The 16469-nt window shown below is 70.6% G+C and carries 15 protein-coding genes; 7 read left to right on the top strand and 8 right to left on the bottom strand.

Features of this window, described 5'->3' with window-relative positions; translation table 11 throughout:
• Positions 1-2 precede the first annotated feature (2 nt).
• The 3 genes from ABD882_RS06345 to ABD882_RS06335 are packed head-to-tail and all read left to right on the top strand — an operon-like array spanning position 3 to position 4206.
• The gene (locus ABD882_RS06345; protein ID WP_345185395.1) at positions 3-1667 is read left to right on the top strand and encodes an FAD-binding oxidoreductase; all 1665 of its coding nucleotides are present in this window, start codon (positions 3-5) and stop codon (positions 1665-1667) included.
• A gap of 2 nt (positions 1668-1669) precedes the next feature.
• On the top strand, positions 1670-2572 hold the full coding sequence (locus ABD882_RS06340) for a diacylglycerol/lipid kinase family protein (RefSeq protein ID WP_345185393.1): 903 nt from the start codon (positions 1670-1672) through the stop codon (positions 2570-2572).
• A complete protein-coding gene (locus ABD882_RS06335) occupies positions 2569-4206 on the top strand; it encodes a GMC oxidoreductase (protein WP_345185392.1) in 1638 nt (545 codons plus the stop codon). The genes ABD882_RS06340 and ABD882_RS06335 overlap by 4 nt, the downstream gene beginning before the upstream one ends.
• Before the next feature lie 61 nt (positions 4207-4267).
• Here the strand turns inward: ABD882_RS06335 and ABD882_RS06330 are convergent, their stop codons facing one another.
• From ABD882_RS06330 to ABD882_RS06315, 4 genes are all read right to left on the bottom strand, one after another.
• Positions 4268-6412 (bottom strand): 3-hydroxyacyl-CoA dehydrogenase NAD-binding domain-containing protein, encoded by a 2145-nt coding sequence (locus tag ABD882_RS06330; RefSeq protein WP_345185390.1) that lies wholly within the window; start codon positions 6410-6412, stop codon positions 4268-4270.
• A gap of 6 nt (positions 6413-6418) precedes the next feature.
• The gene (locus ABD882_RS06325) at positions 6419-7624 is read right to left on the bottom strand and encodes a thiolase family protein (protein WP_345185389.1); all 1206 of its coding nucleotides are present in this window, start codon (positions 7622-7624) and stop codon (positions 6419-6421) included.
• 138 nt (positions 7625-7762) lie between these two features.
• The gene (locus ABD882_RS06320; RefSeq protein ID WP_345185388.1) at positions 7763-8959 is read right to left on the bottom strand and encodes an HRDC domain-containing protein; all 1197 of its coding nucleotides are present in this window, start codon (positions 8957-8959) and stop codon (positions 7763-7765) included.
• On the bottom strand, positions 8952-9533 hold the full coding sequence (locus tag ABD882_RS06315; protein WP_345185387.1) for a DUF3000 domain-containing protein: 582 nt from the start codon (positions 9531-9533) through the stop codon (positions 8952-8954). The genes ABD882_RS06320 and ABD882_RS06315 overlap by 8 nt, the downstream gene beginning before the upstream one ends.
• A gap of 25 nt (positions 9534-9558) precedes the next feature.
• On the opposite strand from ABD882_RS06315, the gene ABD882_RS06310 reads away from it, so the two are divergent.
• Positions 9559-10719, top strand: coding sequence for an alpha/beta hydrolase family protein (locus tag ABD882_RS06310; RefSeq protein ID WP_345185386.1), 1161 nt, complete (start codon positions 9559-9561; stop codon positions 10717-10719).
• Between the two features lie 3 nt (positions 10720-10722).
• Here the strand turns inward: ABD882_RS06310 and ABD882_RS06305 are convergent, their stop codons facing one another.
• Both ABD882_RS06305 and ABD882_RS06300 read right to left on the bottom strand, forming a co-directional pair.
• A complete protein-coding gene (locus ABD882_RS06305; protein ID WP_345185385.1) occupies positions 10723-11169 on the bottom strand; it encodes a SufE family protein in 447 nt (148 codons plus the stop codon).
• Between the two features lie 19 nt (positions 11170-11188).
• Positions 11189-12082, bottom strand: coding sequence for a sulfurtransferase (locus tag ABD882_RS06300; protein WP_345185384.1), 894 nt, complete (start codon positions 12080-12082; stop codon positions 11189-11191).
• Between the two features lie 145 nt (positions 12083-12227).
• Between ABD882_RS06300 and zapE the strand changes: the two genes are divergently transcribed.
• The 3 genes from zapE (at position 12228) to ABD882_RS06285 (ending at position 15266) form a co-directional block, all read left to right on the top strand.
• The gene (zapE, locus tag ABD882_RS06295) at positions 12228-13298 is read left to right on the top strand and encodes a cell division protein ZapE (protein WP_345185383.1); all 1071 of its coding nucleotides are present in this window, start codon (positions 12228-12230) and stop codon (positions 13296-13298) included.
• Positions 13299-13415: 117 nt separating this feature from the next.
• Positions 13416-14651, top strand: a complete 1236-nt coding sequence (locus ABD882_RS06290) for an ammonium transporter (protein ID WP_345185382.1) — start codon at positions 13416-13418, stop codon at positions 14649-14651.
• A 54-nt stretch (positions 14652-14705) separates the two neighbouring features.
• Entirely contained in the window at positions 14706-15266 is a 561-nt protein-coding gene (locus tag ABD882_RS06285) for a type II toxin-antitoxin system PemK/MazF family toxin (protein WP_345185381.1), read from the top strand.
• Between the two features lie 34 nt (positions 15267-15300).
• On the opposite strand, the gene ABD882_RS06280 is transcribed toward ABD882_RS06285, so the two are convergent.
• Complete coding sequence (locus ABD882_RS06280) at positions 15301-15702, bottom strand: hypothetical protein (RefSeq protein ID WP_345185380.1); 402 nt, start codon at positions 15700-15702, stop codon at positions 15301-15303.
• A 5-nt stretch (positions 15703-15707) separates the two neighbouring features.
• The gene (locus ABD882_RS06275; RefSeq protein WP_345185378.1) at positions 15708-16451 is read right to left on the bottom strand and encodes a CDP-alcohol phosphatidyltransferase family protein; all 744 of its coding nucleotides are present in this window, start codon (positions 16449-16451) and stop codon (positions 15708-15710) included.
• Between the last annotated feature and the right edge of the window lie 18 nt (positions 16452-16469).

Genomic DNA, 16469 nt, shown 5'->3' with positions numbered 1-16469 from the left:
GCATGACGATCGAGAACGGCAGAGGTGCCGACGAGGGCCCGGGGACGCCCGTCGCGCCGATGCGCTGGGACGGCTGGGGAGACCCCGAGCGCGCAGAGGCGCTGCCGTTCGCGGTCCGCTCCCTGCTGCCGCTCCTGCTGGGGCGCGTCCGCCGGCCCGTGCCCGGACCCGACCTCGCCGAGGTGCGGCTCGAACCCTCCGCGTTCACGGCCGAAGACGCCGGCGCCTTCGCTGCACTGCTGGGGGTGCAGCACGTCCGCACCGATGCGGAGTCGCGGATCCGGCATGCGGGCGGTCGATCCACACCCGATCTGCTGCGCCGGCGGAGCGCTGCCCAGTCCGCCACCGACGCGGTGCTGCTCCCGGCGAACCATGACGAGGTCGTGGCCTGCCTGCGCCTCGCGGCCGAGCGCGACCTCGCCGTGATCCCGTTCGGCGGAGGCACGAGCGTGGTCGGCGCGCTGGATCCGGAGCGCGGGACGCACCGCGCCGTCGTGAGCCTCGATCTCGCCCGCCTGACCGGTCTGCTCCGATTCGACGCGGTGAGCGCCGAGGCCGTGCTCGCCGCGGGAACGACGGGGCCCGCGGCCGAACGGCTGCTCGCGGCGGAGCGGATGGAGCTGGGGCACTACCCGCAGAGCTTCCGCTACGCCACGATCGGCGGCTTCGCCGCGGCGCGGTCGTCCGGGCAGAACTCCGCAGGGCACGGCCGGTTCGAGACGATGGTCACCGGGATCCGCGTGGCCACGCCGACAGGAGACATCGAGCTGGGGCGCTCTCCGGGCAGCGCCGCGGGGCCGGACCTGGTGCGGCTCTTCCTCGGCTCGGAGGGCATCTTCGGCGTCATCACCGAGGTGCGGGTGCGGGTGCATCCGATCCCGGTCGACCGCGTGATGGAGTCATGGACGTTCCCCGACTTCGCCAGCGGGATGGCCGCGCTCCGCGCGGTGGCGCAGCACGGCCCCGGTCCGACGGTGATCCGCCTCTCCGACGAGACGGAGACCAGCGTCAGCCTCGCTCAGGTCGGTCGGATCGGCAAGGCGCTCGCCAAGGGCGCGAGCGCTGTCACGGTGTTCGAGGGGGAGGACGTCGAGGGTCGTCGAGCGAGGACCTCTGCACTGCTGCGCGGGGCCGGCGGCACATCGCTCGGCGACGGCGGCGCCGAAGAGTGGCTGCGCACGAGGTTCGACGGCCCCTATCTGCGCGATGCCCTGCTCGACGCCGGAGTGTTCTGCGAGACGCTCGAGACCGCCACGACCTGGGCCGGGCTGTCCGGGCTGCGCACGGCGGTCACAGAGGCTCTGAAGGCGGGTTTCACGGCAGCGGGACTCAAGTCGTTCGTGATGTGCCACATCTCGCACGTGTACCCGACCGGGGCGTCGCTGTACTTCACCGTGCTCGCCCCGCTCCGCCCGGACGCGCTCGACATCTGGGCCGCGATCAAGCGGCGCGGGGGAGACGCGATCATGGCTGCGGAAGGCACCATCAGCCACCACCACGCCGTCGGCCGCGACCACGCCCCGTGGCTCGCTGAGGAGATCGGCGACACCGGGATGCGGATCCTCGCCGCGGTCAAACGCGAACTCGACCCGCAGGGGATCATGAACCCCGGGGCGGTGCTCGGTGCCGCGACGCCCGTGCCGGCCGCGCCCGGCGGGGAAGCGTAGAGATGCCGACGATCGCGGTCGTCGCCAATCCCCGCTCAGGCAAGGGCCGGGGCGCGTCAGCCGCGGACGAGGCCGTCGCGCACCTGCGCGGCACCGGGGCGGACGTGCGGGTGCATTCCGGAGGATCGGCGACCGACACGCGCCGGCTGATCGGCATCGCCCTCGCCGAGCATCCGGACGTCATCGTCGTGGTGGGCGGGGATGGCACCGTGTCGGGGATCCTCCCCGCGCTGATCGGGTCGGACGTGCCGATCGCGCTGGTGCCGGCCGGAACCGGGAACGACCTGGCCCGGGCGCTGGGCCTGCCGCTGCACGATCCCGCCGCGGCCGCCGCGATCGCCGTGCACGGCCACCCGCGCCGCCTCGACCTCGGCGAGATCGTCACCGCGGACGCGACGACCCCGTTCCTCACCGTCGCGGCGCTCGGATTCGACGCGAAGGTCAGCGACCGCACCAACCTGCTCCGCTGGCCGCGCGGCGCCGCCCGCTACTACCTGGCGATCCTCATCGAGCTCGCCCGCCTGCGGCCCACCCGGTTCCGGCTCGCGTGCGACGGCGAGAAGGCGCACGAGGCCCCCGGCACGCTCGTCGCCGTCGGGAACACCGCGAGCTACGGCGGCGGCATGCCGGTGTGCCCGGACGCGCGCCCCGACGACGGCCTGCTCGACGTGGTGCACGTGGCTCCGCTGCGGCGGCGCACGCTGATCCGGCTGTTCCCGCTGCTGCTGCAGGGCCGGCACCTGATCCGGCGCGAGGTCGCCCATCGCCGGGTCCATGAGATCGTCGTGTCGGCGCCGGACCTCGTCGTCTACGCGGACGGCGAGCGGATCGCCGAACGCGCCTGCACCATCCGGGTGCGTCCCGGTGCGCTGACCGTGATGGTCCCGGAAGGAGAGCTTGCATGAGCGCGTTCGATGAAGACGTCGTCGTGATCGGATCCGGATTCGGCGGCTCGGTCGCCGCGCTCCGGCTCGCGGAGAAGGGCTACCGGGTGCGGATCTACGAGGCCGGCCGCCGGTTCGAGGACACCGACTTCGCGACCACGAACTGGAACCTGCGGCGCTACCTCTGGGCTCCCGCGCTCGGATGCTTCGGCGTGCAGCGGATCCATCGCCTGCCGCATGTGATGATCCTCGCGGGCGCCGGCGTCGGCGGCGGATCCCTCAACTACGCCAACACGCTCTACCAGCCGGGCGCCGCGTTCTTCGAGGATCCGCAATGGGCGGGCATCGCACCGTGGCAGCAGGAGCTCGAGCCGCACTACGCCACCGCACGACGCATGCTCGGGGTCGTGGAGCACTACCCGCACACGGGCCCGGTCGAACGCATCATGGCCGGAGCCGCCGAAGACCTGGGTGTCGCGGACACCTTCCGTCGCGCGCCGGTCGGCGTGTACTTCGGCAAGCCGGGGGAGACGGCACCGGATCCGTTCTTCGGCGGAGAAGGGCCGGCGCGCACCGGCTGCACGCTGTGCGGCAACTGCATGGTGGGCTGCCGGGTCGGCGCGAAGAACACGCTCATGAAGAACTATCTGGCCCTCGCCGAGAGGCGCGGCGTGGTGGTCGAGGCGCTGCGCACGGTCGTCGAGGTGCGGGAGCGGCCGGCGGGCGGATTCGCCGTGACGACCCGTCGCAGCGGCGCCTGGGGTCGGCGAGGGCGACGCACCGTCACCGCCGAACGTGTCGTGCTCGCGGCCGGCACCTGGGGGACGCAGCAGCTGCTGCACCGGATGAAGGCCACGGGCGCGCTGCCCCGGATCCCCGACACGCTCGGCCAGCTCACCCGCACGAACTCCGAGGCGCTCGATGGCGCCGTCGCAACGCGCGTGCCGGAGAGCGCCGAGTTCGCGCGCGGCGTCGCGATCACGACCTCGTTCCACGTCGATGACCGCACGCACATCGAGAACGTCCGGTACGGACCGGGATCCAATCTGATGGGGATGCTCGCCACCGTGCTGGTGCCGGGCGGCGTACCGCTGCATCGCCGACTGGGCGCCCTCTGCGGCGCAGTGCTGCGACACCCGATCCGGCAGTTCCGGCTCGGGACGCTGCGTCGGTGGAGCGAGCGCGGGATCATCGCCCTCGTAATGCAGAACGCCGACAACTCGCTGACGCTGTCGCTGCGCCGGCGGTTCGGGCGCGACGTGCTGACCAGCGCTCAGGGGCACGGAGCGCCCAACCCGAGCCATCTGCCCGAGGCGCATCGGGCAGCGGCCGCGATCGCCGCCCGGATCACCCGCGAGACGGGCACGCCCGCCGCCGCCCGAGGCTCCTGGCCGGAGGTGTTCGGGATCCCGCTCACGGCGCACTTCCTCGGCGGCGCCGTGCTCTCGGACAGCCCTGACCGCGGTGTCGTCGACCCCTACCACCGGGTCTGGGGGCATCCGGGGCTCTCCGTGGTGGACGGAGCGGCCGTTCCCGCGAACCCTGGCGTGAACCCGTCGCTCACCATCACCGCACTCGCGGAGCGCGCGATGTCGTACTGGCCGCGCCAGGGCGAGCCGGATCCCCGCCCGGCGCAGGCGGCTCCCGGTCGCTGAACCACGAAACGGGGTTCCCCGCAGAGCAGGTCTGCAGGGAACCCCGTTTCGATCCGAGCGGTCAGCTGTGCGCGATCCCGCGGATCGCGGGCGTGTGGAAGGTCGCGCCGAACACGCGCTCCGAGGCGCCCTCGCGGTCGAGGTAGGGTGATGCGCCGCCGTCGATGAACGGCCAGCCCGCGCCGAGGATGAGGCACAGGTCGATGTCCTCGACCTCCGGCACCACGCCCTCGTCGAGCATGAGCCTGATCTCCTGCGCGAGGCCGTCCTGAACCCGGCGGAGGATCTCGGCGGCAGGCGTCGGCGTGGAACCCGCGGCCTGCTTCACGAGCTTGTCCGCGGCCTTGGTGAAGCCGGTCACCCGCCCGCCCTTGTCCTTCTCGACGACCTCGGGCAGATCCGCCAGGGCGTGGAAGTTCTCGTTCGCGTAGAAGCGATCCGGGAACGCATGCACCATGGTGTCCTGCACGTGCGCGGCGACCTTCCAGCCGACCAGGTCGATGAGCTGGAACGGTCCCATCGGCAGCCCGAGCGGCGCGAACGCCTTCTCGACGTCGGCGACCGGCGTGCCCTCGTAAACCGCGCGCGCGGCCTCGCCCATGACCTTGGCCAGCAGCCGGTTCACGACGAATCCGGGAGCGTCGGCGGTGAGCACCGCGTTCTTGCCCAGACCCTTCGCGACCACGAACGTGGTCGACAGCGCGCCCTCGGTGGTGGTCGGCGTCTTCACGATCTCGATCAGCGGCATGACCGCGACCGGGTTGAAGAAGTGGAAGCCGACGAGGCGCTCAGGGTGGGCGAGCTTCGCGCCGATCTCCTCGACCGAGAGCGACGAGGTGTTGGTCGCGAGGATCGCGTCCTCCGCGACGATCTTCTCGATCTCGCCGAACACGGTCTGCTTGACACCGACCTCCTCGAACACGGCCTCGATCACGAAGTCGCAGTCCGCGTAGAGGCTCTTGTCTGTGGTGCCGGTGACCAGCGCGCGCAGCTTGTTGGCGGAGTCGGAGTCGAGCCGGCCCTTCGCCTCGAGCTTGCCGATCTCGTCGTGGATGTAGGCGACGCCCTTGTCGACGCGTGCTTGGTCGAGGTCGGTGATGAGCACGGGCACCTGCAGCTTGCGCACGAACAGCAGCGCGAACTGGCTGGCCATGAGGCCCGCGCCGATGATGCCGACCTTGGTGACCTTCTTGGCGAGGGCCTTGTCGGGGGCCCCGACGGGACGCTTCGCGCGCTTCTGCACGAGGTCGAACGCGTACATCGACGCGGCGAACTGGTCGCCGGTGACGAGGTCGGCGAGCGCCTCGTCCTCACGGGCGAATCCATCCTCGCGGGAGCCGCTGCGCGCCTTGTCGAGGAGGTCGAGGGCCACATACGGCGACCGGGGGATGGTGCCGATCTTCGACTCGAGCATGCCGCGCGCCATCTTGATCGCGATCGGCCATTTGGTGAGGCGCTCGATCTTACCGGGCTCGTTCCTGCGCTCGACCTTGGTGCCGCCGAGCACCGCGTCGGCCCAGCGCAGCGAGTCCTCGAGGAAGTTCGCGGCCGGGAAGATCGCGTCCATCATGCCGAGCTCGAAGGCCTGCTGCGGCTTGAGCATGCGGTTCTGCTTGAGCGGGTTCGAGATGACCACCTCGAGGGCGTTCTCGATGCCGATGAGGTTCGGCAGCAGGTACGCCCCGCCCCAGCCCGGGATGATCCCGAGGAACACCTCGGGCAGCGCGAGGGCCGCGGCGGAGGCGTCGACCGTGCGGTAGGTCGAGTTCAGCGCGATCTCGACGCCGCCGCCCAGGGCGAGGCCGTTCACGAACGCGAACGACGGCACGCCGAGCGTGCTGAGCGACCCCAGCACCTTGTGGCCGAGCTGCGCGATGAGCTTCGCGTTGTCACGGGATCCGACCCGGCTGATGTCGGAGAGGTCGGCGCCGGCGGCCAGGATGTACTGCTTGCCGGTGATGCCGACCGCCTGGATCTCACCCGCCGCGGCGCGCGCCTTCAGGCCGGCCAGGGTCTCACCGAGCTCGGTGAGCGTGGCCGGCCCCAGGGTGTTCGGACGGGTGTGGTCGCGCCCGTTGTCGAGCGTGATGAGGGCGAGCACCTTGCCGGAGGGCAGGCGCACGTCGCGCACGGGGGAGTGCGTGACGACCTCCCCCTCGGTGAGGGCCGTGATGGGCGAGAAGTCGATCTCGTCGTAGTTGGTCATCGCGACTTACTTCCTCTTCTTGCCGTCGAAGTGCGGGTTCTCCCAGATGACCGAGCCGCCCTGGCCGAGTCCCACGCACATCGCCGTGAGGCCGTAGCGCACGTCGGGGCGCTCCGCGAACTGCGCGGCGAGCTGGATCATCAGGCGCACGCCGGACGCGGCGAGCGGGTGGCCGACGGCGATCGCGCCGCCCCACTGATTGACCCGGGGGTCGTCGTCGGCGATGCCGAAGTGGTCCAGCAGCGAGATGACCTGGATCGCGAACGCTTCGTTCAGCTCGAACAGGCCGATGTCAGAGATCTGCAGACCGGCCTTCTTGAGCGCCTTCTCCGTCGACGGGATCGGGCCGATGCCCATGATCTCGGGCTGCACGCCCGCGAAGGCGAACGACACCATGCGCATCTTCGGAGCGAGCCCGAGCTCCTTGACGGCGCCGCCACCGGCGAGCAGCGACATGGTCGCGCCGTCGGTGAGCGGCGAGGAGGTGCCGGCCGTGACGCGGCCGTGCGGGCGGAACGGCGTCTTCAACGCCGCCAGATCCGCCATCGTGGTCTGCGGGCGACGGCCCTCGTCCTCGGTGGCGAGACCCCAGGCGCCGTCGGCGCCCTTGATCGCCACCGGCACCAGGTCGGGCTGGATCTTGCCCGCGTCGTACGCGGCCTGCACCTTGTGCTGGCTCAGCATGCCGAAGCGGTCGGAGCGCTCCTTGGTGAGGTGCGGGAAGCGGTCGAAGATCCGCTCCGCCGTGACGCCCATGTTCAACGCGCCCGGGTCGACCATCCGCTCCGCGACGAAGCGCGGGTTCGGGTCGGCGTTGCCGCCGATCGGGTGGTGGCCCATGTGCTCGACGCCGCCGGCGAGGGCGAGGTCGTACATGCCGATGCCGATCGAGGCGCCCATCGTGGTGACGCTCGTCATGGCACCCGCGCACATGCGCTCCACCGCGAGTCCTGGCACGGTCACCGGAAGGCCGGCGAGAATCGCGACGGAGCGTCCGAGGGTGAGACCCTGGTCACCCGTCTGCGACGTCGCCGCGATCGCGACGTCGTCGATCCGCTCCAGCGGGACCTTCGCGTTGCGCTCCATCAGGCCGATCGTGGCCTTCACAGCCAGGTCGTCCGCACGGGTGTTCCAGTACTGGCCCTTTTCGCCGGCGCGCCCGAACGGGGTGCGCACTCCATCGACGAAGAAGACGTCCGAGATCTCGGCCACTCTGCCTCCAATGACGCGGCCGCGCCCCTGGCACGGCCTTCAGTTACGAGGCCGCACGAGAGTACGGCCTCCGAATATCAGGATCGTCCTCAGCCTAGGAGCGGGGACCGATCCGCGGACGAATCGGTTGGGCTGAACCTACGAAGCCGGGTCAGACGGTTCCGCCGGCGTTTGCGCAGCTTCCACAAAAGCATCGGCGATCCGCTGTGCGGTTTCCTCAATCTGCCACGGCCGTGCCTCGCGTTCCGCGAGGGCTTGTCCGATCGTGTCGACGTCGATCACGGTCGGCGGCTCCCAGGCGACACGGCGCAGCGTCTCGGGCGTGAGCAGGTTCTCCACGGGCATCCCGAGCTCCTCGGCATGCGCCTCCACCACCTGACGGGCCGCCTTGAGGCGTGCGTCCGCCTCGGGGTTGCGATCCGCCCAAGCCCGTGGCGGCGGGGGCGTGTCACTGGGCACGCGCTCGCGCGGCAGATCCGTGCGCTCCCGGCCTCGTTCGATCGCCGCCCACCATCGGTCGAGCTGGCTGCGGCTGGCGCGCCCCGTGAACGCCGTCACCGCGGCGAGCGCGCCCTTGCTCGGGGGAGCGGCCATGAGCGCGGCGATGAGCGCGCGATCGGGCACCAGCCGCCCGGGGGAGACATCCACCTCTCGGGCGTAGTCCTCGCGGGCCTGCCACAGCTCTCGGGCGACGGCGAGGTTCTTCGCGCCGCGCACCTGATGCAGCCCGCTCAGCCGTCGCCACGGCTCCTCGCGCGGCGGCCTGGGCGGGCGGATCCTGGTGGCTTCGAACTCCTGGGCCGCGAACTCGGTCTTGCCCGTCTCCGCGAGCTCAGCGGCGATGAAGTCGCGCACGTCGATGAGATGCAGCACGTCGAGCTCGGCGTACTCGAGCCAGGTGTTCGGCAGGGGCCTGGTCGACCAGTCTGCGGCGGAGTGCTCCTTGGCGAGCACGATGCCGAGAGCGCGCTCGACCACGGCGGCGAGTCCCACCCGCTCGTAGCCGAGAAGACGGGCCGCGAGCTCGGTGTCGAACACCCTCGCCGGCTCCAGCTGCAGCTCATGCAGCGAGGGCAGATCCTGACTCGCCGCGTGGAACACCCACTCCTCGGCTCCGATGGCCTCCTGCAGCGGAGCGAACGAGGTGAGCGGGATCGGGTCGAACAGGAACGCACCGGCGTCACGACGGAACACCTGCACGAGATACGCGCGCTGCGAATAGCGGAACCCGGAGGCGCGTTCCACGTCGACGGCGACCGGACCTGATCCGCCGGACAGGATCCGGCACGCCTCGACGAAGGCCTCATCGGTCTCGATGACCACGTAGTCAGTCACGGATGGTTCTCCTGGCGCCGAACACGGCGATGTCCTCTGAGCCCGGCGGCAGTCCCGCGAGCATTCCGACCAGCTCGGCCCACGCCTCGGCGTGCGGGGCGAGCGGTCCCTCCGGCGACCACGAGGCGCGGAGTTCGATCTGCGCGCCATCCCCTTCCGCCGCCAGCCCGCCGAAACCCTTGGACAGGGTCTTGGTGGACGTGCCCGACGCGGAATGGTGCTCTGCATCACGGGAGGAGAGCGCATCGATCAGCCACGACCACGCTACATCCGCGAGCAGCGGATCGGTGCCGATCTCCGGCTCCAGCGGGGCCTGCGCGAAGGCGACGATCCGCCACGGTCCGTCCCACGCGGACGGAGCCGCGGAGTCGTGCAGCAGCACGAAGCGCCCCGTGCCGTACAGCGAATCGCCGTGCTCGTCCGGACGCACGTCCGCCGCGAACGCGAGGGCGTCCGGTGCGAGCCCGGTCGGCGCGGGGATCTCGCGGACCACGATGTCGGCGCGGAAGCGCAGCGCCCGCAACTCTTCGGCGGCGCGTGCGAAGACGTCGTCGGATCCGGGATGAGCGCTCACGCGGACAGACTAGAGTCAGGAGACGATGAAGGGTCTCAGGCACGCCGCGACGATCGGCGCGATCGCGCTGGCGGGCGCCGCAGTTCTGGGGGCGGCAATCGGAGGAGCGCTCGTCCTGCGCATCGCCCGCGAGGTGGTCACTCCCTCGCCGCGCAAGCACGACACCGACGTGATCGCCGTCGACACGGGGGCGCAGACCATCGAGCTCGCCCGCACGCCGGACACGGAGCTGCCCGGCCGGTACGGACTGTTCGTCGACGGGACACCCGGCTACGTCAAGCTGGGAGCGGTGCTGCAGGCCGATGCGACGAGCGTGCGTCGAAAGCTGCTCACCCAGATCGACCCCGGTGCGCAGGTCGGTCGCCGAGCCGGATTCAGCGGCTACTACTACCTCGCGCCGGGAGAGCTGCACCTGCCGTACGAGTCCGAGCTGATCGGCACTCCCGCCGGACCATGCCCGGCCTGGCTTTTCCCCGCCGAATCGACCACGTGGGTGATCCAGGTGCACGGCAGGGGCGCGACCCGCTCGGAGTGCCTGCGCGCCGTCCCCGTGCTGCATGCTGCGGGTCTGCCGGTGCTCATCACCTCCTACCGCAACGACGGCGAGGGTCCGCGCACGCGGCCCGGCTCCTACGGGCTCGGTTCGACCGAGTGGCGTGATGTCGACGCGGCGATCGGCTACGCGCTGCGGCACGGCGCCGAACGGATCCTGCTGATGGGCTGGTCGATGGGCGGCGCCGTGGTGCTCCAGACGCTGATGTCCTCCGCGCACGTCGACGCCATCGCCGGACTGATCCTGGATTCCCCGGTGGTCGACTGGCGTTCGGTGCTGCGGTTCCAGGCGAAGGAGATGAAGCTGCCGGATCCGCTGCCGCAGCTCGCGATGGAGGCTCTGGGGCAGCCCTGGGCGGCCCGTCTCAGCGGCGCGGACCAGGCCATCCCGTTCGACGACCTGGACATGGTCTCCCGCGCCGCAGAGCTGGACGTGCCGATCCTGCTGCTGCACAGCGACGACGACGGCTTCGTGCCCTCCGACGCCTCGCACGCCCTGGCAAAGGCCCGGCCGGACCTGGTCACGATGCCGATCTTCACGGGCGCACGGCACACGAAGCTGTGGAACTACGACCAGAACCGCTGGACCGACGCGATCACCGACTGGCTCGGCGCGCAGGGGTTCGCCGACTGAATCTCAGGCGGCGAGGCGCTCCCGCACCTGGCGCTTGGCGCGCAGCAGCATGCCGGTCATTCCCGAGATCCGCAGGGGCGAGACGACCCGGGTGAGCCCGATCGACTGCGGGAAGTCGTCCGGGATCGCGAGCACGGCGGCCGGTGAGAGCCCCGCCATGCCCTGCGCGAGGATGCTGGCGAACCCCCGCGTGGTGGGGGCCTCCGCGGGCGCCGTCGCGTGCATCGTCACGACGCCGTCTGTCAGTTCCACGTAGATGTAGACCGGCGACTGGCACTCGGCGACGCGCTCGTACATCTCCGGGTGCGCAGCGACCTGGTCCGAGACGGCGGGGAGGTCGTTCGAGAACTCGAGCAGCAGCTGCAGGCGATCCGATTCGGGCAGTTCCAGGAACTCGTCCCGGATCTCCGCGAGCGAGTCGGGAAGGGCGAAGGCGGGGGTGTCAGACATCCCGCCCATTCTCACACGATCAGAGGGTGCCCGGCTCGTCGCCCGTGACGATCGGGACGCGCACCGCACTGCCCCACTCCGTCCAGGATCCGTCGTAGTTGCGCACGTTCTCGAAACCGAGGAGGTGCTTCAGCACGAACCAGGTGTGCGCGGACCGCTCTCCGATCCGGCAGTAGGCGACGACGTCGTCCCCGGCGGACAGGCCGGCGCCGTCGAGGTAGATCCTCTCGAGCTCGGCGCGCGACTTGAAGCCGCCGTCGTCAGCGACGGCCTTCGCCCAGGGCACGTTCTGCGCGGTGGGGATGTGGCCCGCGCGGAGGGCTCCCTCTTCGGGGTAGGCGGGGGCCGACGTGCGCGAGCCGGTGTACTCCTCCGGTGAGCGCACGTCGATGAGCGGGTTTCCCAGATGCGCGAGCACGTCGTCCTTGTAGGCGCGCAGGACCGAGTCGTCGCGTTCGATCACCGGGTAGTCGGTGGCGGTGCGATCGGGCAGGGCGGTGGTGATCTCGCGGCCCTCGGAGATCCAGCGGTCGCGGCCGCCGTCGAGCAGACGCACATCCTCATGCCCGAACAGGGAGAAGACCCAGAGCGCGTAGGCGGCCCACCAGTTGTTCTTGTCGCCGTAGATGACGACGGTGTCGTCGCGCGAGATGCCCTTGGCTCCGAGCAGAGCGGCGAAACCCGCGCCGTCGACGTAGTCGCGCACGACGGGGTCGTTGAGTTCGGTGTGCCAGTCCACCTTCACCGCGCCGGGGATATGACCGGTCTCGTACAGCAGCACATCCTCATCGGACTCCACGACGACGAGGCCCTCATCGCCCAGGTGCGCGGCGAGCCAGTCCGTGGTGACGAGGCGGCCGGGCTCGGCGTAGTCGGCGAACGATGCGGCGGTGGTGTCGAACTCGACGGTCACAATGGGCTCCCTGGGATGATGCCGGCGCGAAGGTGGTGCGCGGAAGGCGGGGGTGGCGACGGCGTAGTGTTGATCCGTCTTCTCGACACTAGAACCCCGGGAGCGTGCGCGCATCCGAGGGGTAAGACTTCGACACAGGATCCGCATGACCGATCAGGCCGCCCCTTCCGGCGTCGTCCACCTCATCGAGCGCCAGCCGCAGATGTCCGGCACCGAGCTGCTGGCAGGCCTCGTCCCGCCTCCGCAGTTCGACGGCGCCACGTTCGACAGCTACCGTTCCGACTCCGCCTACCCGTCCCAGGAGGACGCGAAGCAGCGGCTGTTCGCGTTCGCCGTGGGCGCGCAGCCGGTCAAGCGCGCGGGGCTCTTCCGCCGCGCGCCGAAGCAGCCGGAGATCAAGCCGGGCGTGTACCTGGACGGCGGGTTCGGTGTGGGCAAGACCCACCTGCTGGCCGCGATCTACCACGCGATGCCCGCGCGCCGGAAGTACTTCGGATCGTTCATCGAGTACACCGCGCTCGTGGGAGCGCTCGGCTACCGCAACACCGTGGACCTGCTGCGCGGATCCGACCTGCTGTGCATCGACGAGTTCGAGCTCGACGACCCGGGCGACACGATGGTGATGACCCGGCTGCTCGGCGAGCTCGTCGGATCCGGCACGCGGCTGGCCGCGACCTCGAACACGCCGCCGAACGCGCTCGGCGAAGGCCGGTTCGCCGCGCAGGACTTCCTGCGCGAGATCCACCAGATGTCGGACAGCTTCGAGACGATCCGCATCGACGGCGTCGATTTCCGCCAGCGCGCACTGGACGGCCACGCCGTCACGCTCGGCGCCGAGGAGTACGCGCACGACCTCGCGGCGCTGAGCAGCACCCGATCCGTCTCTGACGACGCGTTCGACGACATGATCCGGCACCTGGCGCAGGTGCACCCGTCGCGCTACATCCGGCTGCTGGCCGGGATCGGCGCGCTCGGGATCCGCGATGTCCGCCAGCTCACGGATCAGTCCGAGGCGCTGCGGTTCGTCGCATTCGTGGATCGCGCCTACGACGCGCAGATCCCGATCCTCGCCACCGGCCGTCCTCTGGACGACGTCTTCAGCGAGGAGATGCTCGGTGGTGGCTACCGCAAGAAGTACCTCCGCGCCGTCTCACGATTGAACGCTCTCTCGCACGCGGCGGACGCCGAGACGGCCGGACGCCCGAGCGCCGGTTAACACGTTGTTCACACAACGGACCCTCCTGTAACACCCCCGCAACACGCACCGCAGTCCGCGGAAACACACCCTCGCCACACTGAAACGCACAGCGCGAATCAGTGGGAACGAGGAAACATGGACGCAACGGGCAACATCTCCTGGGGAGTCACGGCGACCGCCCTGGTGCTGCTGATGACGCCGGGCGTGGCGTTCTTCTACGGCGGCCTGGTGAAGGCGAAGAGCGTCGTCAGCATGATGATGATGAGCTTCGGCGCCATCGGCCTCGTCGCCGTGCTGTGGATCCTGTACGGATCTTCGATGGCCAGCGTCTCCTCGCCGGGGCAGTTCGCCGGTGACCCGTTCGCCGACTTCGGACTCGCATCGATGGCAAGCGGCAAGGGCGCGAACGTCGCCCTGCTCACCGTCGGCTACGGCGCCACGTTCGCGATCATCACGGTTGCGCTGATCTCGGGCGCGATCGCCGACCGGGCAAAGTTCGGACCGTGGCTGATCTTCGTCGGCGTCTTCGCGACCGTCGGCTACTTCCCGATCGCGGCCTGGGTCTGGGGCGGCGGCTGGATCATGCACCTCGGCGGTGCGCTGTTCGGCGCGAAGAGCGGCATCGAGTTCATCGACTACGCCGGCGGCACCGCGGTGCACATCAACGCCGGCGCCGCGGCCCTCGCCCTCGCGCTCGTGCTCGGCAAGCGCATCGGATTCCAGAAGGGCATCCAGAAGCCGCACAACGTGCCGCTCACCCTGCTCGGCGCCGCGCTGCTCTGGTTCGGCTGGTTCGGCTTCAACGCGGGAGCCCAGTGGGCCACGAAGGGCATGGAGAGCGTCGGGCTCATCATCATCAACACGTTCGGCGCGGCGGCCGCGGGCATCCTGGGGTGGATCCTGGTCGAGCGGATCCGCGGCGGCAAGGCGACCTCGATCGGTGCGGCTTCCGGCGCGGTCGCCGGTCTCGTGGCGATCACCCCCGCCTGCGCGAACCTGACCCCGGGCTGGTCGCTGCTGCTCGGCGCGATCACCGGCGCCGTGTGCGCCCTCGCCGTCGAGCTCAAGTTCCGCCTCGGCTTCGACGACTCTCTCGACGTCGTCGGCCTGCACCTGGTCGGCGGATTCCTCGGCACGATCTACCTCGGCTTCTTCGCCACCGGGCAGGGGCTGTTCGTCGGCGGCGACGCGCGGCTCCTGGTCGTCCAGGTGCTCGCCTCGGGCGGCGTGCTCGTCTACTCGTTCCTGGTCGCGCTGATCATCGGCTTCTCGATCGAGAAGACCATCGGCTTCCGGATCACCAGTGAAGACGAGATCGCCGGCGTCGACCTCGTGGAGCACGGCGAAGAGGGCTACGCGCTCACCTCGTGAGCCGGGCCCCGTGCCTGACCTGAAGGGCCCTGGCCCCGCGGATAGGGTGTCGGTGTGACCACCCCTCGCAACAGCATCCTGTCCGCGCTCGTGTCCGCCGCGGCGGCCATCGCGAAGGTCTTCACCGCGAACCAGCGGCAGAGCACCGCCGGCGGATCCTCGGCGGCCCCGGCGGCCACGGCCCCGACGCCCGGACACGGGGGATCCACCGAGACGATCGAGCTGGATCCGCGATCCGTGCGCGACCTGCGCGTGTCCTACGCGCCGCATCGCGACCGCGCGCCCGACGCCGGCGAGGTCGTCTGGACCTGGGTGCCGTACGCCGAGCGGGACGGACGCGGCAAGGATCGGCCCGTGCTCGTGATCGCCACACAGTCCGCCGACCGGGTCTACGCGGTGAAGCTGACCAGCAAGTCGCACGACGGCGACCGCGATTTCCTCACCCTCGGATCCGGTCCCTGGGACGGCCAGGGCAGGGAGAGCTGGGTCGACATCGACCAGCTGTACAGCGTGCACGTCGGGGGAGTGCGGCGCGAGGCCGCAGCGCTCGACCGCGCGCGTTTCGACCGGGTCGCGAGCGTCCTCGAGCGTCGATTCGGCTGGACCGCGGCCTGACGCCGCCTTCGCGGCTCAGCGCGAACTGATCCGGTCAGCGCCGAGCCGGGGCCGGCGCGCGCAGCACCAGCGCCGTGGTCACGGCGAGTACGACGATCCCGATCGCCTCCACGATGACCGTCTGCGGGACGAGGGTGAAGGTCCACGTCTCGGTGATCCCGAACAACCCCACCGTGAGGGCGAGCAGAAGAGCACCGAGAGTCGCGATCAGGAACAGGAGCGAGAGCACCGTGGCCGCCTGCGCGAGCCTGCCCCGCAGGACCAGCACAGCGACGGCGAGCACCAGCGCCGCGACGGCGTTGAGCACGAACAGCACGCCGAGCAGGCCGCCGACCCCGTCGAAGACGAGGAACAGGTGGATGCCGCCGGTGGCGAGCAGGATGACGGCGCTGAGGATCCGCATGATGCGGTGCGCCGCGGGGGTGGTCGACATCATGGCTGTTACCTGCTTCCGTCCTGAATCGAGGCCTTCTCCGGTGACACGAGATGCGCGTCCGCACGGTTCACGCGGATGAGCCAGATCACGTCGCGACCGAACGACTCGATCAGCAGCAGAAGCGCCGCTGCGGCCACGATGACGTTCCCGGCGGGCGGCAGGAACTGCGCCGCGACGACGGCCAGCGCGACCCCGCAGGCGGCGGCGACGACCTTCCGCCAGTACCGGTACGGCAGGGTGCGGCCGAGGAACGGCTGCAGCCAGGCCGCCGCGACGAACGCGTAGCGCATGAGCCCGATCGCGAGCACCCACCAGCCCACGTACCGCACGTCGTGCACGCTGAGCACGAGGAGCAGGAAGGCGTCGACCTCCATGTCGAAGCGCGCGCCGAGCTCGCTCACGCTGCCGGTGCGGCGCGCGACAAACCCGTCGACCCCGTCGAGGGCGAGTGCGACGGCGACGACCGGCACCAGCAGAGGAGCAGGGGCTGTGCCGCCCAGCGCCGTGGCCACGAGGGCGACCACGACGCCGACGAGGATCGACCGGATCGATGTCACCGCGTTGGCGGCGCCGAACCGGGTGCTGCGTCGTCGGCGGAGCCCCCGCGACACCAGCCACGACGACACGACGAGGTAGGCCAGCGCTGCGGTCCAGCCCGCAGCCGACAGCGGAACCGCGGCTCCGAACGCGAGCAGCAGCGCGACACCTGCGCCGCCCCAGAGCAGGGGCGTGAGCTGAACTTTCCGCATCCGGCCTCCGTGTTACGT

It is taken from the genome of Microbacterium panaciterrae (assembly GCF_039541635.1).
Lineage (GTDB): Bacteria > Actinomycetota > Actinomycetes > Actinomycetales > Microbacteriaceae > Microbacterium > Microbacterium panaciterrae.
The sequence above is the reverse complement of the archived record's forward strand: the minus strand, read 5'-3'. Positions and strand labels throughout refer to the sequence as shown.